19 protein-coding genes are annotated in these 17,495 nt (G+C 59.4%); 11 read left to right on the top strand and 8 right to left on the bottom strand.

Features of this window, described 5'->3' with window-relative positions; all coding sequences use genetic code 11:
* Positions 1-64 precede the first annotated feature (64 nt).
* From rpe to trpE, 3 genes are all read left to right on the top strand, one after another.
* Positions 65-739, top strand: coding sequence for a ribulose-phosphate 3-epimerase (gene rpe, locus AABM52_RS27805; RefSeq protein WP_150725211.1), 675 nt, complete (start codon positions 65-67; stop codon positions 737-739).
* Positions 736-1,554, top strand: a complete 819-nt coding sequence (locus tag AABM52_RS27800; protein WP_347909421.1) for a phosphoglycolate phosphatase — start codon at positions 736-738, stop codon at positions 1,552-1,554. Before rpe ends, AABM52_RS27800 begins: the two co-directional genes overlap by 4 nt.
* Before the next feature lie 69 nt (positions 1,555-1,623).
* The gene (gene trpE, locus AABM52_RS27795; protein ID WP_347909420.1) at positions 1,624-3,105 is read left to right on the top strand and encodes an anthranilate synthase component I; all 1,482 of its coding nucleotides are present in this window, start codon (positions 1,624-1,626) and stop codon (positions 3,103-3,105) included.
* A 75-nt stretch (positions 3,106-3,180) separates the two neighbouring features.
* Here the strand turns inward: trpE and estP are convergent, their stop codons facing one another.
* Complete coding sequence (estP, locus tag AABM52_RS27790; RefSeq protein ID WP_347909419.1) at positions 3,181-5,091, bottom strand: esterase EstP; 1,911 nt, start codon at positions 5,089-5,091, stop codon at positions 3,181-3,183.
* 408 nt (positions 5,092-5,499) lie between these two features.
* Between estP and AABM52_RS27785 the strand changes: the two genes are divergently transcribed.
* The 4 genes from AABM52_RS27785 (at position 5,500) to AABM52_RS27770 (ending at position 8,835) form a co-directional block, all read left to right on the top strand.
* Positions 5,500-6,093, top strand: a complete 594-nt coding sequence (locus AABM52_RS27785) for an aminodeoxychorismate/anthranilate synthase component II (protein ID WP_007906885.1) — start codon at positions 5,500-5,502, stop codon at positions 6,091-6,093.
* A 9-nt stretch (positions 6,094-6,102) separates the two neighbouring features.
* Positions 6,103-7,152: an anthranilate phosphoribosyltransferase gene (gene trpD, locus AABM52_RS27780; protein WP_347909418.1), complete on the top strand. Its 1,050-nt coding sequence runs from the start codon at positions 6,103-6,105 to the stop codon at positions 7,150-7,152.
* Positions 7,149-7,985, top strand: coding sequence for an indole-3-glycerol phosphate synthase TrpC (gene trpC / locus AABM52_RS27775; RefSeq protein ID WP_347909417.1), 837 nt, complete (start codon positions 7,149-7,151; stop codon positions 7,983-7,985). Before trpD ends, trpC begins: the two co-directional genes overlap by 4 nt.
* Before the next feature lie 148 nt (positions 7,986-8,133).
* Positions 8,134-8,835, top strand: coding sequence for a lipoate--protein ligase family protein (locus tag AABM52_RS27770; protein WP_347909416.1), 702 nt, complete (start codon positions 8,134-8,136; stop codon positions 8,833-8,835).
* Between the two features lie 10 nt (positions 8,836-8,845).
* On the opposite strand, the gene crp is transcribed toward AABM52_RS27770, so the two are convergent.
* Complete coding sequence (crp, locus tag AABM52_RS27765; RefSeq protein ID WP_008051651.1) at positions 8,846-9,490, bottom strand: cAMP-activated global transcriptional regulator CRP; 645 nt, start codon at positions 9,488-9,490, stop codon at positions 8,846-8,848.
* A gap of 228 nt (positions 9,491-9,718) precedes the next feature.
* Here crp and AABM52_RS27760 point away from each other — a divergent pair, with 228 nt between their 5' ends.
* On the top strand, positions 9,719-10,141 hold the full coding sequence (locus tag AABM52_RS27760) for an OsmC family protein (protein WP_007941657.1): 423 nt from the start codon (positions 9,719-9,721) through the stop codon (positions 10,139-10,141).
* 239 nt (positions 10,142-10,380) lie between these two features.
* The gene (speD, locus tag AABM52_RS27755) at positions 10,381-11,172 is read left to right on the top strand and encodes an adenosylmethionine decarboxylase (protein ID WP_007986012.1); all 792 of its coding nucleotides are present in this window, start codon (positions 10,381-10,383) and stop codon (positions 11,170-11,172) included.
* 81 nt (positions 11,173-11,253) lie between these two features.
* Here speD and coq7 read toward each other — a convergent pair whose 3' ends face one another.
* From coq7 to hemJ, 6 genes are all read right to left on the bottom strand, one after another.
* Positions 11,254-11,901 carry a 2-polyprenyl-3-methyl-6-methoxy-1,4-benzoquinone monooxygenase gene (coq7, locus tag AABM52_RS27750; RefSeq protein WP_347909415.1) on the bottom strand — a complete coding sequence of 216 codons (648 nt, stop codon included), beginning with the start codon at positions 11,899-11,901 and terminating at the stop codon, positions 11,254-11,256.
* A 148-nt stretch (positions 11,902-12,049) separates the two neighbouring features.
* Positions 12,050-12,388: a histidine triad nucleotide-binding protein gene (locus tag AABM52_RS27745; RefSeq protein WP_046039514.1), complete on the bottom strand. Its 339-nt coding sequence runs from the start codon at positions 12,386-12,388 to the stop codon at positions 12,050-12,052.
* An 80-nt stretch (positions 12,389-12,468) separates the two neighbouring features.
* Positions 12,469-13,257, bottom strand: a complete 789-nt coding sequence (locus AABM52_RS27740; protein WP_347909414.1) for an SDR family oxidoreductase — start codon at positions 13,255-13,257, stop codon at positions 12,469-12,471.
* A 61-nt stretch (positions 13,258-13,318) separates the two neighbouring features.
* Positions 13,319-14,284 carry a DUF805 domain-containing protein gene (locus AABM52_RS27735; protein ID WP_347909412.1) on the bottom strand — a complete coding sequence of 322 codons (966 nt, stop codon included), beginning with the start codon at positions 14,282-14,284 and terminating at the stop codon, positions 13,319-13,321.
* 93 nt (positions 14,285-14,377) lie between these two features.
* On the bottom strand, positions 14,378-15,346 hold the full coding sequence (locus AABM52_RS27730) for a nitronate monooxygenase family protein (protein WP_347909411.1): 969 nt from the start codon (positions 15,344-15,346) through the stop codon (positions 14,378-14,380).
* A gap of 33 nt (positions 15,347-15,379) precedes the next feature.
* Positions 15,380-15,808, bottom strand: a complete 429-nt coding sequence (gene hemJ / locus AABM52_RS27725) for a protoporphyrinogen oxidase HemJ (protein ID WP_347909410.1) — start codon at positions 15,806-15,808, stop codon at positions 15,380-15,382.
* A 134-nt stretch (positions 15,809-15,942) separates the two neighbouring features.
* Between hemJ and argC the strand changes: the two genes are divergently transcribed.
* Both argC and erpA read left to right on the top strand, forming a co-directional pair.
* The gene (gene argC / locus AABM52_RS27720; protein WP_347909409.1) at positions 15,943-16,977 is read left to right on the top strand and encodes an N-acetyl-gamma-glutamyl-phosphate reductase; all 1,035 of its coding nucleotides are present in this window, start codon (positions 15,943-15,945) and stop codon (positions 16,975-16,977) included.
* A gap of 166 nt (positions 16,978-17,143) precedes the next feature.
* Positions 17,144-17,494 carry an iron-sulfur cluster insertion protein ErpA gene (gene erpA, locus AABM52_RS27715; protein ID WP_007906865.1) on the top strand — a complete coding sequence of 117 codons (351 nt, stop codon included), beginning with the start codon at positions 17,144-17,146 and terminating at the stop codon, positions 17,492-17,494.
* Position 17,495 lies beyond the last annotated feature (1 nt).

The raw sequence follows: 17,495 nt of genomic DNA, 5'->3' as shown, positions 1-17,495 counted from the left end.
GCGCGCGTCAAAGCATGAGGTATACAATGCGCGCCATCGTGATTCTGCTCAGAAAAGGTGCGTCATGCAGCCCTTCGTAATTGCTCCGTCGATTCTCTCCGCCGACTTCGCCCGCCTGGGTGAAGAAGTGGACAACGTCCTGGCCGCCGGCGCCGACTTCGTGCACTTCGATGTCATGGACAACCACTACGTGCCCAACCTGACCATCGGCCCGATGGTCTGCGCGGCACTGCGCAAGTACGGCGTGACCGCGCCGATCGACGCGCACCTGATGGTCAGCCCGGTGGACCGCATCGTCGGCGACTTCATCGAAGCCGGCGCTACTTACATCACCTTCCACCCGGAAGCCACCCAGCACATCGACCGCTCCCTGCAATTGATCCGCGAAGGCGGCTGCAAGTCGGGCCTGGTGTTCAACCCGGCGACCCCGCTGGATGTGCTCAAGCACGTCATGGACAAGGTCGACATGATCCTGTTGATGAGCGTCAACCCGGGCTTCGGCGGGCAGAAGTTCATCCCCGGCACCCTCGACAAGCTGCGTGAAGTGCGGGCGCTGATCGATGCGTCGGGCCGTGACATCCGCCTGGAAATCGACGGCGGCGTGAACGTGAACAACATTCGCGAAATCGCTGCGGCTGGCGCTGACACCTTCGTCGCCGGCTCGGCCATCTTCAATGCGCCGAACTATCAGGAAGTCATCGACAAGATGCGTTCCGAACTGGCGCTGGCTCGCCCATGAGTGGATTTGAGCAGTTGTTCCCGGGGCAACTGCCGCGGCTGGTGATGTTCGATCTGGACGGTACCTTGATCGACTCGGTCCCGGACCTGGCAGTGGCTGTGGACAAGATGCTGCTCAAACTCGGTCGCAAGCCCGCCGGGCTGGACGCGGTACGCGAATGGGTCGGCAACGGCGCGCCGGTGCTGGTGCGTCGTGCGCTGGCTGGCGCTATCGATCATTCGGCGGTCGATGACCACGAGGCCGAACAGGCGCTGGAGTATTTCATGCAGGCTTATGGCGAGAGCCATGAGTTGACCGTGGTTTATCCCGGCGTACGCGACACCCTCAAATGGCTGAAAAAGCAGGGCGTCGAGATGGCGCTGATCACCAACAAGCCGGAGCGTTTCGTCGCGCCGCTGCTGGATCAGATGAAAATCGGCCGTTATTTCCGCTGGATCATCGGCGGCGATACCTTGCCACAGAAAAAACCCGATCCGGCCGCGCTGTTTTTCGTGATGAAAATGGCCAACATTCCGGCTTCGCAGTCGTTGTTTATCGGTGATTCGCGCAGTGATGTGCTGGCGGCGAAAGCAGCGGGGGTCAAGTGCGTGGCCCTGAGCTACGGCTATAACCACGGTCGGCCGATCGCGGAAGAATCGCCGGCAATGGTGATCGACGACCTGCGCAAACTAATTCCCGGTTGCCTGGATCCGGCCGCTGAGATAACGTTGGCCGACGCTGTCAAACCCCCTTCTGGAAACGCCATCGTGGTGGTCACTCGCAAACTCTGGATGAAAGTCATCAAGGCCCTGGCCCGCTGGCGTTGGCGCGCCTGACTTGATCCTGGCCGGTTTCCGGCGCGTTTGCATACCTGACTGTTCGACCCTCAAGCCACGAGGCACCTCATGATCCGCGAAGAATTCCTGCGTTTGGCCGCTGCCGGCTACAACCGCATCCCCCTTGCCTGCGAAACCCTGGCCGACTTCGACACGCCGCTGTCGATCTACCTGAAGCTGGCCGACGAGCCCAATTCCTACTTGCTGGAGTCCGTACAGGGCGGTGAGAAGTGGGGCCGTTACTCGATCATCGGCCTGCCGTGCCGCACCGTGCTGCGGGTTCACGATCATCACGTCAGCGTGACCGTCGATGGCGTCGAGACCGAAAGCCACGACGTGGAAGACCCGCTGGCCTTCGTCGAAGCCTTCAAGGCACGCTACAACGTGCCGACCATTGCCGGTTTGCCGCGTTTCAACGGCGGCCTGGTGGGCTACTTCGGTTACGACTGCGTGCGTTATGTCGAGAAGCGCCTGGGCAAATGCCCGAACCCGGACCCGCTGGGTGTACCGGACATTCTGCTGATGGTGTCCGACGCCGTGGTGGTGTTCGATAACCTGGCCGGCAAGATGCACGCCATCGTCCTGGCCGACCCGGCGCAGGAAGACGCCTTCGAACAAGGTCGCGCGCGCCTGGAAGAGCTGCTGGAAAAACTCCGTCAGCCGATCACTCCACGCCGTGGCCTGGACTTCAGCAAGCAACAATCGGCTGACCCGGTGTTCCGCTCCAGCTTCACCCAGAACGATTACGAAAAAGCCGTCGACACCATCAAGGAATACATCCTGGCCGGTGACTGCATGCAGGTCGTGCCGTCCCAGCGCATGTCGATCGACTTCAAGGCGGCACCCATCGATCTGTATCGCGCGCTGCGCTGCTTCAACCCGACGCCTTACATGTACTTCTTCAACTTCGGCGACTTCCACGTCGTCGGCAGTTCGCCGGAAGTGCTTGTGCGGGTCGAAGACAACCTGATCACCGTACGCCCGATTGCAGGTACCCGTCCGCGGGGCGCCAACGAAGAGGCTGACCTGGCGCTGGAAAAAGACCTGCTGTCGGACGACAAGGAAATCGCCGAACACTTGATGCTGATCGACCTCGGCCGCAACGACACCGGTCGCGTATCGGAAATCGGCTCGGTGAAGCTCACCGAGAAGATGGTCATCGAGCGTTACTCCAACGTGATGCACATCGTGTCCAACGTCACCGGGCAACTGAAAGCCGGGCTGACGGCGATGGATGCACTGCGGGCGATCCTGCCGGCGGGCACCTTGTCCGGCGCGCCGAAGATTCGCGCGATGGAAATCATCGACGAACTGGAACCGGTCAAGCGTGGCGTCTACGGCGGTGCGGTCGGTTACTTCGCCTGGAACGGCAACATGGACACCGCCATTGCGATCCGCACGGCGGTGATCAAGAACGGCGAGTTGCATGTGCAGGCCGGTGGCGGCATCGTCGCCGACTCGGTGCCGGCGCTGGAATGGGAAGAAACCCTGAACAAGCGCCGCGCGATGTTCCGCGCCGTTGCCCTGGCTGAACAGACCCCGGAAAGCTGAGTTCACCACAAAGACCTCACCACCATAAAAAAACGCGGCGCCTGAGAGGGCGCCGCGTTTTTTATTGGCGGCACATCAGAAGTCCAGCGCAACTCCTACGTTGATGCCCTGTTGGGTGAAGTCGTCGTCCTTGCGGATGTTGTAGCTGGCGCGCAGTGCCAGGTCCTTGGTGAGGTTGTGACTCACCCCCAGGTTCACACGCTGCAGGTGACTTTGCGGGGTGTAGCCTTCCAGCGTGAACTGGTTGTTCGGCAGGCTGTTGAGGTTGATGTCCACGTCCTGGGTATCGTCGTTGTACTCACGCTCGATTGCCGCTTCGCCGAACACCTGGGTTTGCGAGGTGATCTGGTATTTGCCTTGCAGGCCAGCGCCCAGGCGCCGGGAAATGCGCTCCTGATCGGCGAAGGTCAGCGCCGTGGAATTGTTGCCGTCCTCCGAGTAACCATCGACTTGTACCTTGGAGAAGTCGGCGCTGACAAACGGCGACAGGTGCCAACGGCTGCCGGCTTGTTGCGCAATGTCGTAACCCACGCGTGCGCTGAAGGCTTCGACGTAGCCGCTGGTATCGCCTTTTTCACCGCGTTCGTTGACGCCCAGCTGGAATTTACGCTTGAGGCTGTCGTAATCCAGATGCCCGGCCGTCACCGCCGCGTCAGCCCACACACGGTTTTGCTGGTACTGGGCGAATGCCGTGCCCAGGTAAGTGTTGAGCTTGTAGTCGGAGTCGTTGTTGCCGGCTTCGAGTTTCTGGTTATAGAAACCGGCCACCAGACCAACACGCCAGGCATCGTCGAGACGGTAGCTGCCACCGATGTTCAGGTTGGCGCCGTTACCGTCGGCGCTTGCCACGCTGTCCTGACCGTCAAAGTCCTGATGCTGTCCGCCGCCGGAAACAATGGCTCGCCATTGGCCGACGCCTTGCCAGTTTTCCCAATCGGCCAGCCACTGATTGCGTAATTCATCCTGATGCGCACGCACGGTGCCCTGGGCCATTTCCGGCAGCAAGGTCAGCTCCCACGGCGCCGCCAGCAGGGAATACGCGTAATCGGCGATCAGGCGCTGCCCGGCTTCGGTGGGGTGCACCGAGTCGTTGTAGATCAGCTTGGTCGGGTCCGGCGTGGCGCTGTTGATACCGTAGCGGGCGTTCTCGGTGCAACCGTTGCCGCTGAAGCAGGTGGCGACGAGGTTCTGGTCGGTGGCCAGGCCAAACTGTGCCGGGTTGGCGAACGTCTCTTTGAGCAATACCGGAATGTTGAGCGGGATGACTTCGGCATTGATGTTTTGCAGTCGGCTTACCAGTTCAGTGTTGAACTGGGCGCTGAGTTGGGACGTGAACGCTTGCAGCGGGGTGCCGTTGAACGCCGGGGTAAAGCCGATATCGGGCAGCAACCAGACCATGACGTATTTGGCGCCGGCGGTTTGCAGCGTCTGCACGCTGTCGGCCAGGCGGTTGGCGGCGGCACTGGCCTGGGGCAGGCTGGTGACGCGACCTTGCAGGAAGTCATTACCGCCACCCGACAGGTAATACAGTGCGTTCGGGTCGGCACGGAAGTTATTGGACGGAAGATAGCCGGCCCGGGTGCGTTCGCCGGTGGCGGAGGTGCTGGTAATCGAATCAAGAATCTGGTCGGTACGGTAGCCGCCTACAGCCCAGTTGTTACCATCAGGCAGGCCTTCGTTGGCGCGAACTGCTGAAGCAGAGGATGCCGTCTGGTCCGCCGAGAACCCCAGTTTTCCACCCAGAATCTGTGTGGAGTTGAGCGAGCGGACTTCGCCGCTGCCATCCAGGTACACCGGCCCGGTCCGGTTGGTGAAGCGCTGCGTCGCCCCGGCAGGCCCGCCCGTGTCGGCAAAGGTCCCTGCGTCGTTAAGGCTGTCCCCGAAGACAATGAAACTTGTATATGGATTAGGTGCGGCGTTCGCCTGGGCGCATGCCATCGCGAGCAAGCATCCTGCGAGCGGTACAAACAACGACTGTTTGATCATGTGCAAGTCCGTTTATTTATTGTTTTAGTGAACGAAACGACAGTACCAAAAACTTCCGGCCTTTTGCCATCTGTCGCGAAGCCTTTGTTAGTTTCGCAGGCAGTGCCCCCGGCGATATTGCGCGCTCTGCCCAGCTAAGTTACTGTGCCGGGACGTACGAACGAGACCTTCCCCGTGTTGATCATCAGTAAACTCCTGGATCAAGTCATCAAGGCACACGCCCGCTGGCGTTGGCGCGCCTGAATTCTTTTGCCGGCCTCGCCGGACCTGTACCGCTTTGCCTTCTTTACCTGTTTGAAATGCCGCTTTGCTGGCGCTACACCGGCACCTGACAAAGCGCAGCACCCTGCGGGTAAATCATTCGAAGGCCATCTTCAAAGTCAGTGAATTCAAGAGGTTCTATACGCCATGTTGCTGATGATCGATAACTACGACTCCTTTACCTACAACGTTGTGCAGTACCTTGGCGAGCTCGGCTCCCAAGTCAAGGTCGTGCGCAACGATGAACTGACCATCGCTGAAATCGAAGCCCTCAACCCTGAGCGCATCGTTGTGTCCCCCGGTCCTTGCACCCCGACCGAGGCCGGCATCTCGATTGAAGCGATCAAGCATTTCGCCGGCAAACTGCCGATTCTTGGCGTCTGCCTCGGCCACCAGTCCATCGGCCAGGCCTTTGGCGGTGATGTGGTGCGCGCCCGTCAAGTGATGCACGGTAAGACTAGCCCGGTATTTCACGAGGACAAGGGTGTATTCGAAGGCCTGAATCGTCCGCTGACGGTGACCCGCTATCATTCATTGATCGTCAAGCGCGAAACCTTGCCCGATTGCCTGGAGCTGACCGCCTGGACCCAGCTCGAAGACGGCTCGGTCGACGAGATCATGGGCCTGCGTCACAAGACTCTGAACATCGAAGGCGTGCAGTTCCACCCTGAGTCGATCCTCACCGAACAGGGCCACGAACTGTTCGCCAACTTCCTCAAACAAACCGGCGGCACGCGCTAAGGACTTTTCATGAACATCAAGACAGCCCTGAGCCGTATCGTCGATCACCTCGACCTCAGCACCGATGAAATGCGCGATGTGATGCGCGAAATCATGACCGGGCAATGCTCGGACGCGCAGATTGGCGCCTTCATGATGGCCATGCGCATGAAGAGCGAAAGCATCGACGAAATCGTCGGTGCGGTGTCGGTGATGCGCGAACTGGCGGACAAGGTCGAACTCAAGACCCTCGACGGTGTGGTCGATGTGGTGGGCACCGGTGGTGACGGCGCCAATATCTTCAACGTGTCGACCGCTGCCGCGTTCGTGGTTGCCGCTGCCGGCTGCACCGTGGCCAAGCATGGCAACCGTGCAGTGTCGGGCAAGAGCGGCAGTGCCGACCTGCTGGAGGCAGCCGGTATCTACCTGAACCTGACGCCGGTGCAAGTGGCGCGCTGCATTGACAACGTTGGTATTGGTTTCATGTTTGCCCAGACTCACCACAGCGCGATGAAATACGCCGCCGGCCCGCGTCGGGATCTGGGCTTGCGTACTTTGTTCAACATGCTCGGCCCGCTTACGAATCCGGCCGGTGTGAAGCATCAGGTGGTAGGCGTATTTACCCAGGCCTTGTGCCGGCCGCTGGCGGAAGTGTTGCAACGTCTGGGCAGCAAGCATGTGCTGGTGGTGCATTCGAAGGATGGCCTGGATGAGTTCAGCCTGGCAGCACCGACCTTCGTGGCAGAACTGAAAAACGATCAGATCACCGAGTATTGGGTCGAGCCGGAAGACCTGGGCATGAAGAGCCAGAGCCTGCATGGCCTGGCCGTGGAAAGCCCGGCGGCTTCTCTTGAACTGATTCGCGATGCCCTGGGCAAGCGCAAGACCGAAAACGGTCAGAAAGCGGCCGAGATGATCATGCTCAATGCCGGTGCCGCACTGTACGCGGCCGACCATGCCAGCAGCCTGAAAGAAGGCGTTGCCTTGGCGCACGATGCGTTGCACACCGGCCTCGCTCGAGAAAAGCTTGAGGAGCTGGGTGCATTTACCGCGGTATTCAAAGTGGAGAATGAGGGATGAGTGTACCGACGGTTCTGGAAAAGATTCTGGCGCGCAAGGTCGAGGAAGTCGCCGAGCGTAGCGCTCGCGTCAGCCTCGCCGAGCTGGAAAACCTGGCCAAGGCGGCCGATGCACCCCGTGGTTTTGCCAAGGCCTTGCTGGCTCAGGCCAAGTTGAAGCAGCCGGCAGTCATTGCCGAAATCAAGAAAGCTTCGCCGAGCAAAGGCGTGATCCGCGAGAATTTCGTTCCCGCCGATATCGCCAGAAGCTACGAGAAGGGCGGCGCGACCTGCCTGTCGGTACTCACCGATATCGATTATTTCCAGGGCGCTGACGCCTACCTGCAGCAGGCCCGCGCGGCTTGCCAGCTGCCGGTGATCCGCAAGGACTTCATGATCGATCCGTACCAGATCGTCGAAGCCCGGGCCCTGGGTGCCGATTGCGTGCTGTTGATCGTTTCCGCGCTGGATGACGTGAAAATGGCCGAACTGGCGGCCGTGGCCAAAAGCGTCAACCTGGATGTGCTGGTGGAAGTCCACGACGGCGACGAGCTGGAGCGGGCCTTGAAAACCCTCGATACTCCGCTGGTTGGCGTGAACAACCGCAATCTGCACACCTTCGACGTCAGCCTGGAAACCACCCTCGACCTGTTGCCGCGCATTCCGCGTGATCGACTGGTCATCACCGAGAGTGGCATTCTCAACCGCGCCGATGTCGAGCTGATGGAAATCAGCGACGTCTACGCGTTCCTGGTCGGCGAAGCGTTCATGCGCGCCGAAAGCCCGGGTACAGAATTGCAGCGTCTGTTCTTCCCTGAACGCGGTATTCCGGTCAGCGGCTCGACCCTCGACTGATTACTCGCAGACCGAGTCGACCCCTTCGCGAGTAAGTCGAATCGTCGCACCGCCGCTCCCACATTCGACCGCGATCAAATGTGGGAGCGGGCTTGCTCGCGAAGGGGCATTCAAATTCCCTGAAGATTTCAGAGTTGCGGAGCAGCTTATGACCCAGCCGACCCATCTGACCATCGAAGCCGGCCTGCAAGCCGAACAGGACTTGCTGGCATCGGTCTGCGCCGGCGACGCGGAGTTCGGCCTGCTGTTCTGGCAGCCGAGCGATCGGGCGCTGGTCATGCCGCGCCGATTGAACCGCTTGCCGGGTTTCGAGGCTGCATGTGAAGTGTCGGCGGCGGCCGGTTGGCCAGTCCTGTTGCGTGAAACCGGCGGCGAGCCGGTGCCGCAATCGGCCTCAACGATCAATATCGCACTGGTTTACGCGCCGCTGCGTAGCGAAGGGGATCTGAATCGCATAGAAACCGGTTACCACCGTTTGTGCGATCCCATTTGTCAGCTGCTGGATGAGTTGGGCGGCACGTCGTCCCTTGGCGAAATCGAGGGGGCGTTCTGTGACGGTCGCTTCAACGTCAACCTCGATGGTCGCAAGATGGTCGGCACCGCCCAGCGCTGGCGCCAGAGTCAGGGTGGGCAGCGTCCGGTGGGGCTGGTGCACGGAGCGATGCTGATCGATAACGAACGAGAGTCGATGGTCGCGGCGGTCAATCGTTTCAACGAGGCCTGCGGACTGGAGCAACGAGTACGCGCCGAAAGCCACATCGCGCTGCATGAGAAGTTCGCGGCGCACGATGCCCTGGCGCGCCTCGACTATCTCTACCGGTTGGTGCTGGTGCAGATGTTCAGCGGCTAGGTATTCGAGCTTATCGCGTACCGAAGACCACCATGGTCTTGCCCTTGACGTCCACCAGGTTGCGTTCTTCCAGATCCTTGAGCACGCGACCGACCATCTCCCGCGAACAACCGACAATCCGCCCGATTTCCTGACGGGTCACCTTGATTTGCATGCCATCGGGGTGCGTCATGGCGTCTGGCTGTTTGCACAGCTCCAGCAGGCAGCGGGCGACTCGACCGGTTACATCAAAGAATGCCAGGTCGCCAACCTTGCGCGTGGTGTTGCGCAGGCGCTGTGCGATTTGTCCGCTGAGGACGTAAAGAATGTCCGGATCCTGCAGGGACAACTCGCGGAATTTCGCGTAGCTGATTTCCGCGACTTCGCATTCAACCTTGGCCCGCACCCAGGCGCTGCGCTCCTGCTCCAGGCCGGCTTGCTCAAACAGGCCCAGCTCGCCGAAAAAGTCCCCGGCGTTCAGGTAGGAAATGATCATTTCCCGGCCGTCGTCATCTTCGATCAGGATGGTGACTGAGCCTTTGATGATGAAGAACAGCGTTTCCGAGCGGTCGCCGGCACAAATGATGTTGCTCTTGGCCTGATAGCGGCGGCGCTGGCAATGCATCAACAGCTTGTCGAGGTTCTTGATCTTGGAGTTGGGGGCAATAGCAACCATGGTTGTATCCCGAAAAAACTGCACGGTATGTTTGGTTTTTATAAATAGTGAACGCTGGAGTAAAGCTGGCTATGCGCCATAGAATTGGCGTCAGCTTAACAGACACTTCCAGCAATATTCGAGCATTTACCTACAAGCCGGTGGGATATGTCCCAGGACACCGGGCGCTGTCAATCACGGGGCCTGTGCTAAGCTGGCGACCCTTTTTTATACAGTGGAGTCTTGGCGATGAAGGCACGCATCCAATGGGCTGGCGAAGCCATGTTCCTCGGCGAATCCGGTAGCGGTCATGTCGTGGTCATGGACGGTCCGCCCGATGCCGGCGGACGTAACCTGGGTGTCCGGCCGATGGAAATGCTGCTGCTGGGTGTCGGCGGTTGCAGCAATTTCGATGTGGTCAGCATCCTCAAGAAGTCCCGCCAGGCGGTCGAAAGCTGTGAAGCCTTCCTCGAAGCCGAGCGTGCGACCGAAGATCCAAAGGTGTTCACCAAGATCCACATGCACTTTGTGGTCAAGGGCCGCGGGCTGAAAGAAGCCCAGGTCAAACGCGCCATCGAGCTGTCTGCCGAGAAGTATTGCTCGGCCTCGATCATGCTCGGCGCGGCCGGCGTGGCAATTACCCACGACTACGAGATCATCGAGCTCGGTTGAATCGACATTCAACTATCATAAAAGCAGTGCAGACTCTGGCGAACACAAGCTGACGTCTGCATAATGCGCCACTTTTTTCAGGGTAGTGGCCCGTCAGCCGACAGGCCTCGCACCCGAACAGACAACCAAAATCGCCATCGCGAAGAGGTGTTAACCGTCCTACGCAGGTGCGTTGTTCGCATTTGACGGGCATGCTTGATCACGCGGCCGGGCCGCAAACACATAGAGAGTTTTTAACGGTGAAAAGCAAACTCAAGCTCCACGGGTTCAATAACCTGACAAAGACCTTGAGCTTCAACATCTATGACATCTGCTACGCGGAAACCCCGCAAGACCAGCAGGCTTACGTCGAGTACATCAATAAAGAGTACAACGCGAAACGCCTGACGCAGATCCTCACGGAAGTTGTCGATATCATTGGTGCCAACATCCTGAACATTGCCAGTCAGGACTATGAGCCACAGGGCGCCAGCGTCACGATCCTGATCTCGGAAGAGCCGGTAACCCCGACCGACAGTCAGATCGAAGAGTCCCCGGGCCCGCTGCCTGAAATCATTCTGGCCCACCTCGACAAGAGCCACATCACGGTGCACACCTACCCGGAAATCCATCCGGTCAGCGGTATTGCAACCTTCCGTGTGGACATCGACGTGTCGACTTGCGGGGTCATTTCACCGCTTAAAGCGCTCAATTTCCTGATTCACCAGTTCGATTCGGACATCGTGACTGTGGACTACCGTGTGCGCGGCTTCACCCGTGACGTTGAAGGCAAAAAGCACTTCATCGACCACGAGATCAATTCGATCCAGAACTACCTCTCCGACGACACTTACGACGCGTACCAGATGACCGACGTGAACGTGTACCAGGAAAACCTGTTCCACACCAAGATGCTGCTGAAGAACTTCGAACTGGATAACTACCTGTTCGGCGACGCCACCAGCAACCTGTCCTCTGAGCAGCGCGCCCAGGTGACCGAGCGGGTGAAACACGAAATGCTCGAAATCTTCTACGCGCGCAATATGGCGTAAGATTCTCGAACACAAAAAAGGCGACTCCCTCACGGCAGTCGCCTTTTTTTATTCTGGCGCTGGCTCCTACAAAAAACGGAGTCAGATCCGATAAGTACTCTTGGTCATCACCTTGGCCATCAGGCTCATCCCGAACTTCACCTGTGCCGGAAAGCGAAAGCCGCCAGCATCCAGCGCGCTTTCGGCATGCTGTTCTTCATCGATGCGCATCTGCTGAAGAATCGCCCGGGATTTTTCATCCTCGGCCGGCAATTGCTCCAGATGTTCGTTCAGGTGTTTGCACACCTGGTCTTCCGTCGCCGCAACGAACCCCAGGCTGACTTTATCGCTGATGAGGCCGGCCACTGCGCCAATCCCGAACGACATGCCATAGAACAGCGGATTGAGGATGCTGGTGTGGCTACCCAGTTGATGGATGCGTTGTTCGCACCAGACCAGGTGATCGATTTCTTCTTCGGCGGCATGCTCCATCGCAGCACGCACTTGCGGCAGCTTGGCGGTCAAGGCCTGTCCCTGGTACAGCGCCTGGGCGCAGACTTCGCCGGTATGGTTGATGCGCATCAGGCCGGCAACGTGGCGCGTGTCTTCGTCGCTCATTTTCGCATCCGGCTGCACGATGGCGGGCGACGGACGGTACGGCTGGCCGCTGAAGGGCAGCAGGGTGCGCATCGCGGCATCGGCTTGCAGCAGAAGGCGGTCAATCGGCGAGTAGTGACGTTGGGTAGTCATGCTGACCTCCGGGGGGATTTCGGCGGCCAGTTTAACCCAATCGGCCGGGGAAGGTTTGCGCTGGGTCATTGTGATGCAGAGGCTGTGACAGTGTTGTGATGCCTTTTGTGGAAGCGGCAATGCGCCGCTTCCACAGGGTTTGGCGCAATCAGCCCGGTGGCCAGTGCATCTGGCGCTGACCCAGCACATGCATATGAATGTGGTAGACGGTTTGCCCGCCTTCTTCATTGCAGTTCATGACGACGCGGAAACCTTTTTCGCAGCCCAGTTCCAGTGCCAGGCGCTGGGCGGTGAACAGTATGTGCCCGGCCAATGTCTTGTCGTCCTCGGTCAGGTCGTTCAAGGTGCGAACCGGTTTTTTCGGGACCACCAGGAAATGTACCGGTGCCTGTGGGGCAATGTCGTGGAAGGCCAGTACCTGGTCGTCCTCGTAAATGATCTTCGCCGGGATTTCCCGGTTGATGATCTTGGTGAACAGAGTATCCACAGCTGTTTTCTCCGTTGTTTGGGCTGGCCTGAGTGTACTCATGGCGTATGCCAGCGCCCAGCTTTTTACCTTGGGTTGGATCAGCGCGGGCAGTAGGCCTTGTTGACCATGCCGGCGATTGTGCGAGTCAGCCACCGCGAGCCGAGCCGCGGCAGGAAGGCGAACCAGCGGTTGCGCCGCCCGGGAATAATGATCGCTTTATTCTTTTCCAGTGCGCGCACGGTGTAGAGCGCCACTTCCTCGGGGCTCATCAGCAGTTTGCTGTTGGTCAGCTTTTTGCTGTCGAGTTGCGCGGTACGGAAAAACGCCGTGCGGGTCGGCCCGGGGCAGAGCACCGAAACCTTGATCGCACATTTTTTCAGCTCGACGCGCAATCCTTCGGAAAAGTGCAGTACATACGCCTTGCTGGCGTAATAGGTGCTCATCCACGGCCCGGGTTGAAACGCCGCCACCGAGGCCACATTCAGAATCTGCCCGCCGCCTTGCAGGGCCATGCTGTTGCCGATGGCATGGCACAGGCGGGTGAGGGCGAGGATGTTCACTTCGATCAGGTCTTGCTCGGTCATCCAGTCCTGGGCCAGAAACGGGCCGCATGTACCGATACCGGCGCAGTTGACCAACAGATCGATCTGCCGGTCGCCTTCTTCCAGTTCCAGCAGGAACCCCGACAGGCGCAGCGGTTCGCCCAGGTCACAGGCACGGAACAACACCTCAACGCCGAACCGTTGGGTCAGTTCAATCGCAATACTTTCCAGCTGATCACGTTGTCGGGCCACCAGAATCAGGCTGCGGCCGCGCCGGGCCAGCGCTTCGGCCATTGCCAGGCCGATGCCGCTGGAGGCACCAGTGATCAGAGCGTAACGGGTCATGCAGTTCTCCATCGCAACAGCTCCGCGCCGCGACGCAGGTGTCACGGGCCAGGAGCGCTGTTCATTCTTTCGCAGAGTCTACAGGGGGCTGGGCCTGTTCGGCTGCATCGTCGGCGGTATTTGGCACCGGTTCGACCTCGACTTCGATTTCATCGGTGGTGACCGAACTGCTTTCGTAGCTGCTCTGGGCGGCGTTTTCGTATCCTTCCCGTATCGCCGTGAGACCACCGGCCAGCGAGCCGAACAGAACCAGCGCGATAACGATCAGCCACAGCGAAGACAAAACCTTGACCGCGGTACTGTTCGGCGGAGGCGGCGGGCCGTAGCGGTTGGCAGTGTCGTTGCCCGGTACGACCATGATCACGAACGGAAAGAAACTGCCAACGAACGGCACCATGTTCAGCAGCCACAGCCAGCCGGACCAGCCGACATCGTGCAAACGTTGAACGGTGATCTGGATGCTGACGAAGACAAATCCGACGAACAGGATCAAGGCCAGCATGCTGCCCAATATCAGGCCGGCGGTCGAATCCGCGCCGATGAGAGCCAGGGCGACCAAGGCAAACACCCCGCAAACAGCCAGGAGCACAGTTGACAGCACCAACGTCCAGGCGAGGTAACGCAAGCGGCCGATACGGCCATCGAAACTGAATGGCTTGAGCGTGGCGAATTCCGCCACGGCTTCGCCGACGGGCGCGCGAGGCGGCGCGTAAGGGGACTGCGGATCTGCCAAAGGCTCCTGGCTGCTGACCGGCGCATGGTCATGCACGTCGGCGAGGTTCAGCTCGATCGGCGTTTCGGCTTCGATGCGGGCGTCGATACCGGTTTTGCTCAGCGCCTGGAGATAGGTCTGGGCATCGGCTTGCGACAGGTTGCGTTTGAGCGCTACCGGACGCCCGGCGAACAAGCGCTCGATGGCTGTGACATCGCTCTTGAACAAATCGGCGAGATTGAGCTTTGCCGTGGTGATGTCGACACCGGGCAGCAAGGCGCCTTCGAATACGATCTTGAAATGATTTTCGCCCATGTGCGAAGCATCCTTGTCGCGAGAGGTTGAAAGAAGAAGCTTGTGCCCGGGTGAGTGTAAGGCCAGCCGGGCAAGACTGGCCAAGATTTGCTGTCAGCGCGGCCAGCGTTTTGGTAGCTGGGCGGCATGCTCCAGGGCCTGGCGGTACTCCGCGTCGAGACGAGCAATCAACTGCTCGACACTCGGCAAGTCTTCGATTTCTCCCACACCCTGGCCTGCAGACCAAACGGTCTTCCAGGCTTTGGCCTCATCGCTCACGGGTTTGAGCTTGGAACCGAAGTTGATCTCGCCCTTGCCTTGCAAGGCGGCCATGTCGAAACCGGCGGCCTCCAGGCTCTTGCGCATGAAGCTCGCGGGGACACCTGATACGGCTGGAGTATGGATGATGTCTGCCGCTTTGGATGTCAGCAGCATTTCTTTGTAGGCGTCGGGCGCGTGACTTTCTGTCGTGCCGATAAATCGTGTACCAAAGTAGGCCAAATCCGCGCCGAGCAATTGAGCGGCAAGGATTTCGTGGCCGTGGTTCAAGCAGCCGGCCAACAACAGGGTCTTGTCGAAGAACTGGCGGATTTCGGCAATCAGCGAGAATGGGCTCCAGGTCCCAGCGTGTCCACCGGCGCCGGCAGCCACGGCGATCAAGCCATCCACGCCGGCTTCGGCCGCCTTCTCGGCATGACGACGAGTCGTCACATCATGGAACACCAGACCGCCGTAGCTGTGCACCGCGTCGACCAGTTCTTTCACGGCACCGAGGCTGGTGATCACGATCGGCACTTTGTGTTCGACGCAGATCTCAAGATCCGCCTGTAAGCGTGGATTGCTGTTATGGACGATCAGGTTCACGGCATAAGGCGCGGGATTTTCCATTGTCGCCAGCCCGGCTTCGATTTCTTCCAGCCAGGCCTTGAAGCCGCTGCTTTCGCGCTGGTTCAGCGCCGGGAAGCTGCCGACCACGCCCTGGCGACAGCAGGCGAGTACCAATTGCGGATTGGAAATCAGGAACATCGGCGCCGCCACCACGGGCAGACGCAAACGTTCTTCGAGCAGAGCGGGCAGCGACATTGGAAATACCCCGGTAAGTGGTGCCTGGTGGATTTAGAACGGCCGAACGACGACCAGAATTACGATAGCCAGCAATATCAGAACCGGCACTTCATTGAACCAGCGATAAAAGACATGGCTACGGGTGTTCTCGCCACGGGCAAAACGTTTTACCTGGGCGCCGCACATGTGGTGGTAGCCGATCAGCAACACGACCAGGGTCAGTTTGGCGTGTATCCAGCCACCCTGGCTGAAGATGCCTGGATTGAGGTAGATGAGCCAGCCGCCGAAGATCAGCGTGGCGATCATCGCCGGGCCCATGATGCCCCGGTACAGTTTGCGCTCCATGATGCTGAAGCGTTCTTTACTGACGGTGTCCTCGCTTTGGGCGTGATAAACGAACAGGCGCGGCAAATAGAACAGGCCGGCAAACCAGCAAACGATGCTGACGATATGAAACGCTTTGATCCACAGATAGAGCATTTTTAGTTATTCCAGGTTCACGGTAGCCCGGATAGTAGAGGCTTGAGGCTCCGCACGTCACCTTGACGGTTGTCGCAGGGGCGCGCGGCCCCTATTATCGACGGCTTTCCAGTGGGTTCGTTGAGGGCAGGTTTATGGTCAAGGTCGGTATCGTCGGCGGCACGGGTTACACCGGTGTCGAACTGCTGCGTCTGTTGGCGCAACATCCGCAAGCTGAGGTGGTTGTTATCACTTCCCGATCCGAGGCTGGCCTGGCCGTTGCCGACATGTACCCGAACCTGCGAGGCCATTACGACGGCCTGGCGTTCAGCGTTCCAGACATCAAGACCCTGGGTGCCTGCGATGTGGTGTTCTTCGCCACACCGCACGGTGTTGCCCATGCCTTGGCGGGCGAACTGCTGGCGGCCGGGACCAAGGTTATTGACCTGTCGGCTGACTTCCGTCTGCAAGACGCGGATGAATGGGCCAAGTGGTACGGCCAGCCGCACGGTGCACCGGAGTTGCTGGACGAGGCGGTCTACGGCTTGCCGGAAGTCAATCGCGAGCAGATCAAGAAAGCGCGCCTGATTGCCGTGCCAGGCTGCTACCCGACTGCAACGCAATTGGGTTTCCTGCCATTGCTGGAAGCAGGCCTGGCCGATGCTGCGCATCTGATTGCTGACTGCAAGTCCGGCGTCAGCGGTGCCGGTCGTGGTGCTTCCGTAGGCTCGTTGTACTCCGAGACGTCGGAAAGCTTGAAGGCTTATGCGGTCAAAGGTCACCGTCACCTGCCGGAGATTCGCCAGGGGCTGCGTCGTGCAGCAGGCAAGGACGTCGGCCTGACCTTCGTTCCGCACCTGACGCCGATGATTCGTGGCATTCACTCCACGCTCTACGCAACCGTTGTTGATCGTTCGGTAGACCTGCAGGCGTTGTTTGAAAAGCGTTATGCCAACGAGCCGTTCGTCGATGTAATGCCGGCGGGCAGCCATCCGGAGACTCGTAGCGTACGGGGTGCCAACGTCTGCCGTATCGCGGTGCATCGCCCTCAGGACGGCGATCTGGTGGTTGTGCTGTCGGTGATCGACAACCTGGTCAAAGGCGCTTCGGGTCAGGCTGTGCAGAACATGAACATCCTGTTCGGGCTGGATGAACGTCTGGGTCTGTCCCACGCCGGCATGCTGCCGTAAGCGTTATCGTGTACAGCAAAAGGCCCGTCTGACGGGCCTTTTTGCATTCCGGGCCGGCGATTGGATTGGTTGATATACCATAACAATAGTTGACCGCTTTTCTAGGAGAAGCGGATAATGCGCGTCATCACGCAATATGACGGCGTAACGCCGGGAGATAGTCAGCATGAGCGTCGAATCCTTCACCCCCACGGCTTTGCAATTCACCCACGGTGCCGCGCACAAGGTGAAGAGCCTGGTCGATGAAGAGGGGAATGATCGCTTGAAGCTGCGCGTATTCGTTACGGGCGGCGGTTGTTCAGGTTTTCAGTACGGCTTCACCTTCGATGAAGAAGTGGCCGATGACGACACCATCGTTGAGCGCGAAGGTGTGAGTCTGGTTGTCGATCCGATGAGCTTCCAGTACCTGGCAGGTGCCGAGGTGGACTACCAGGAAGGTCTGGAAGGTTCGCGTTTCGTCATCAAGAACCCGAATGCGACCACCACCTGTGGCTGTGGCTCTTCGTTCTCGATCTGAT

This window comes from Pseudomonas grandcourensis, from assembly GCF_039909015.1.
GTDB lineage: Bacteria > Pseudomonadota > Gammaproteobacteria > Pseudomonadales > Pseudomonadaceae > Aquipseudomonas > Aquipseudomonas grandcourensis.
The sequence above is the reverse complement of the archived record's forward strand: the minus strand, read 5'-3'. Positions and strand labels throughout refer to the sequence as shown.

What these genes read in the sequence shown, in the direction of transcription:
- AABM52_RS27730 (WP_347909411.1), bottom strand. Translation starts at nt 15,346, where the DNA reads ATGTCGCTGCCCGCTCTGCTCGAAGAACGTTTGCGTCTGCCCGTGGTG.
- trpC (WP_347909417.1), top strand. Translation starts at nt 7,149, where the DNA reads ATGAGTGTACCGACGGTTCTGGAAAAGATTCTGGCGCGCAAGGTCGAG.
- estP (WP_347909419.1), bottom strand. Translation starts at nt 5,091, where the DNA reads ATGATCAAACAGTCGTTGTTTGTACCGCTCGCAGGATGCTTGCTCGCG.
- hemJ (WP_347909410.1), bottom strand. Translation starts at nt 15,808, where the DNA reads ATGCTCTATCTGTGGATCAAAGCGTTTCATATCGTCAGCATCGTTTGC.
- AABM52_RS27760 (WP_007941657.1), top strand. Translation starts at nt 9,719, where the DNA reads ATGAAGGCACGCATCCAATGGGCTGGCGAAGCCATGTTCCTCGGCGAA.
- rpe (WP_150725211.1), top strand. Translation starts at nt 65, where the DNA reads ATGCAGCCCTTCGTAATTGCTCCGTCGATTCTCTCCGCCGACTTCGCC.
- coq7 (WP_347909415.1), bottom strand. Translation starts at nt 11,901, where the DNA reads ATGACTACCCAACGTCACTACTCGCCGATTGACCGCCTTCTGCTGCAA.
- AABM52_RS27785 (WP_007906885.1), top strand. Translation starts at nt 5,500, where the DNA reads ATGTTGCTGATGATCGATAACTACGACTCCTTTACCTACAACGTTGTG.
- AABM52_RS27735 (WP_347909412.1), bottom strand. Translation starts at nt 14,284, where the DNA reads ATGGGCGAAAATCATTTCAAGATCGTATTCGAAGGCGCCTTGCTGCCC.
- trpD (WP_347909418.1), top strand. Translation starts at nt 6,103, where the DNA reads ATGAACATCAAGACAGCCCTGAGCCGTATCGTCGATCACCTCGACCTC.
- argC (WP_347909409.1), top strand. Translation starts at nt 15,943, where the DNA reads ATGGTCAAGGTCGGTATCGTCGGCGGCACGGGTTACACCGGTGTCGAA.
- trpE (WP_347909420.1), top strand. Translation starts at nt 1,624, where the DNA reads ATGATCCGCGAAGAATTCCTGCGTTTGGCCGCTGCCGGCTACAACCGC.
- crp (WP_008051651.1), bottom strand. Translation starts at nt 9,490, where the DNA reads ATGGTTGCTATTGCCCCCAACTCCAAGATCAAGAACCTCGACAAGCTG.
- AABM52_RS27800 (WP_347909421.1), top strand. Translation starts at nt 736, where the DNA reads ATGAGTGGATTTGAGCAGTTGTTCCCGGGGCAACTGCCGCGGCTGGTG.
- AABM52_RS27770 (WP_347909416.1), top strand. Translation starts at nt 8,134, where the DNA reads ATGACCCAGCCGACCCATCTGACCATCGAAGCCGGCCTGCAAGCCGAA.
- erpA (WP_007906865.1), top strand. Translation starts at nt 17,144, where the DNA reads ATGAGCGTCGAATCCTTCACCCCCACGGCTTTGCAATTCACCCACGGT.
- AABM52_RS27740 (WP_347909414.1), bottom strand. Translation starts at nt 13,257, where the DNA reads ATGACCCGTTACGCTCTGATCACTGGTGCCTCCAGCGGCATCGGCCTG.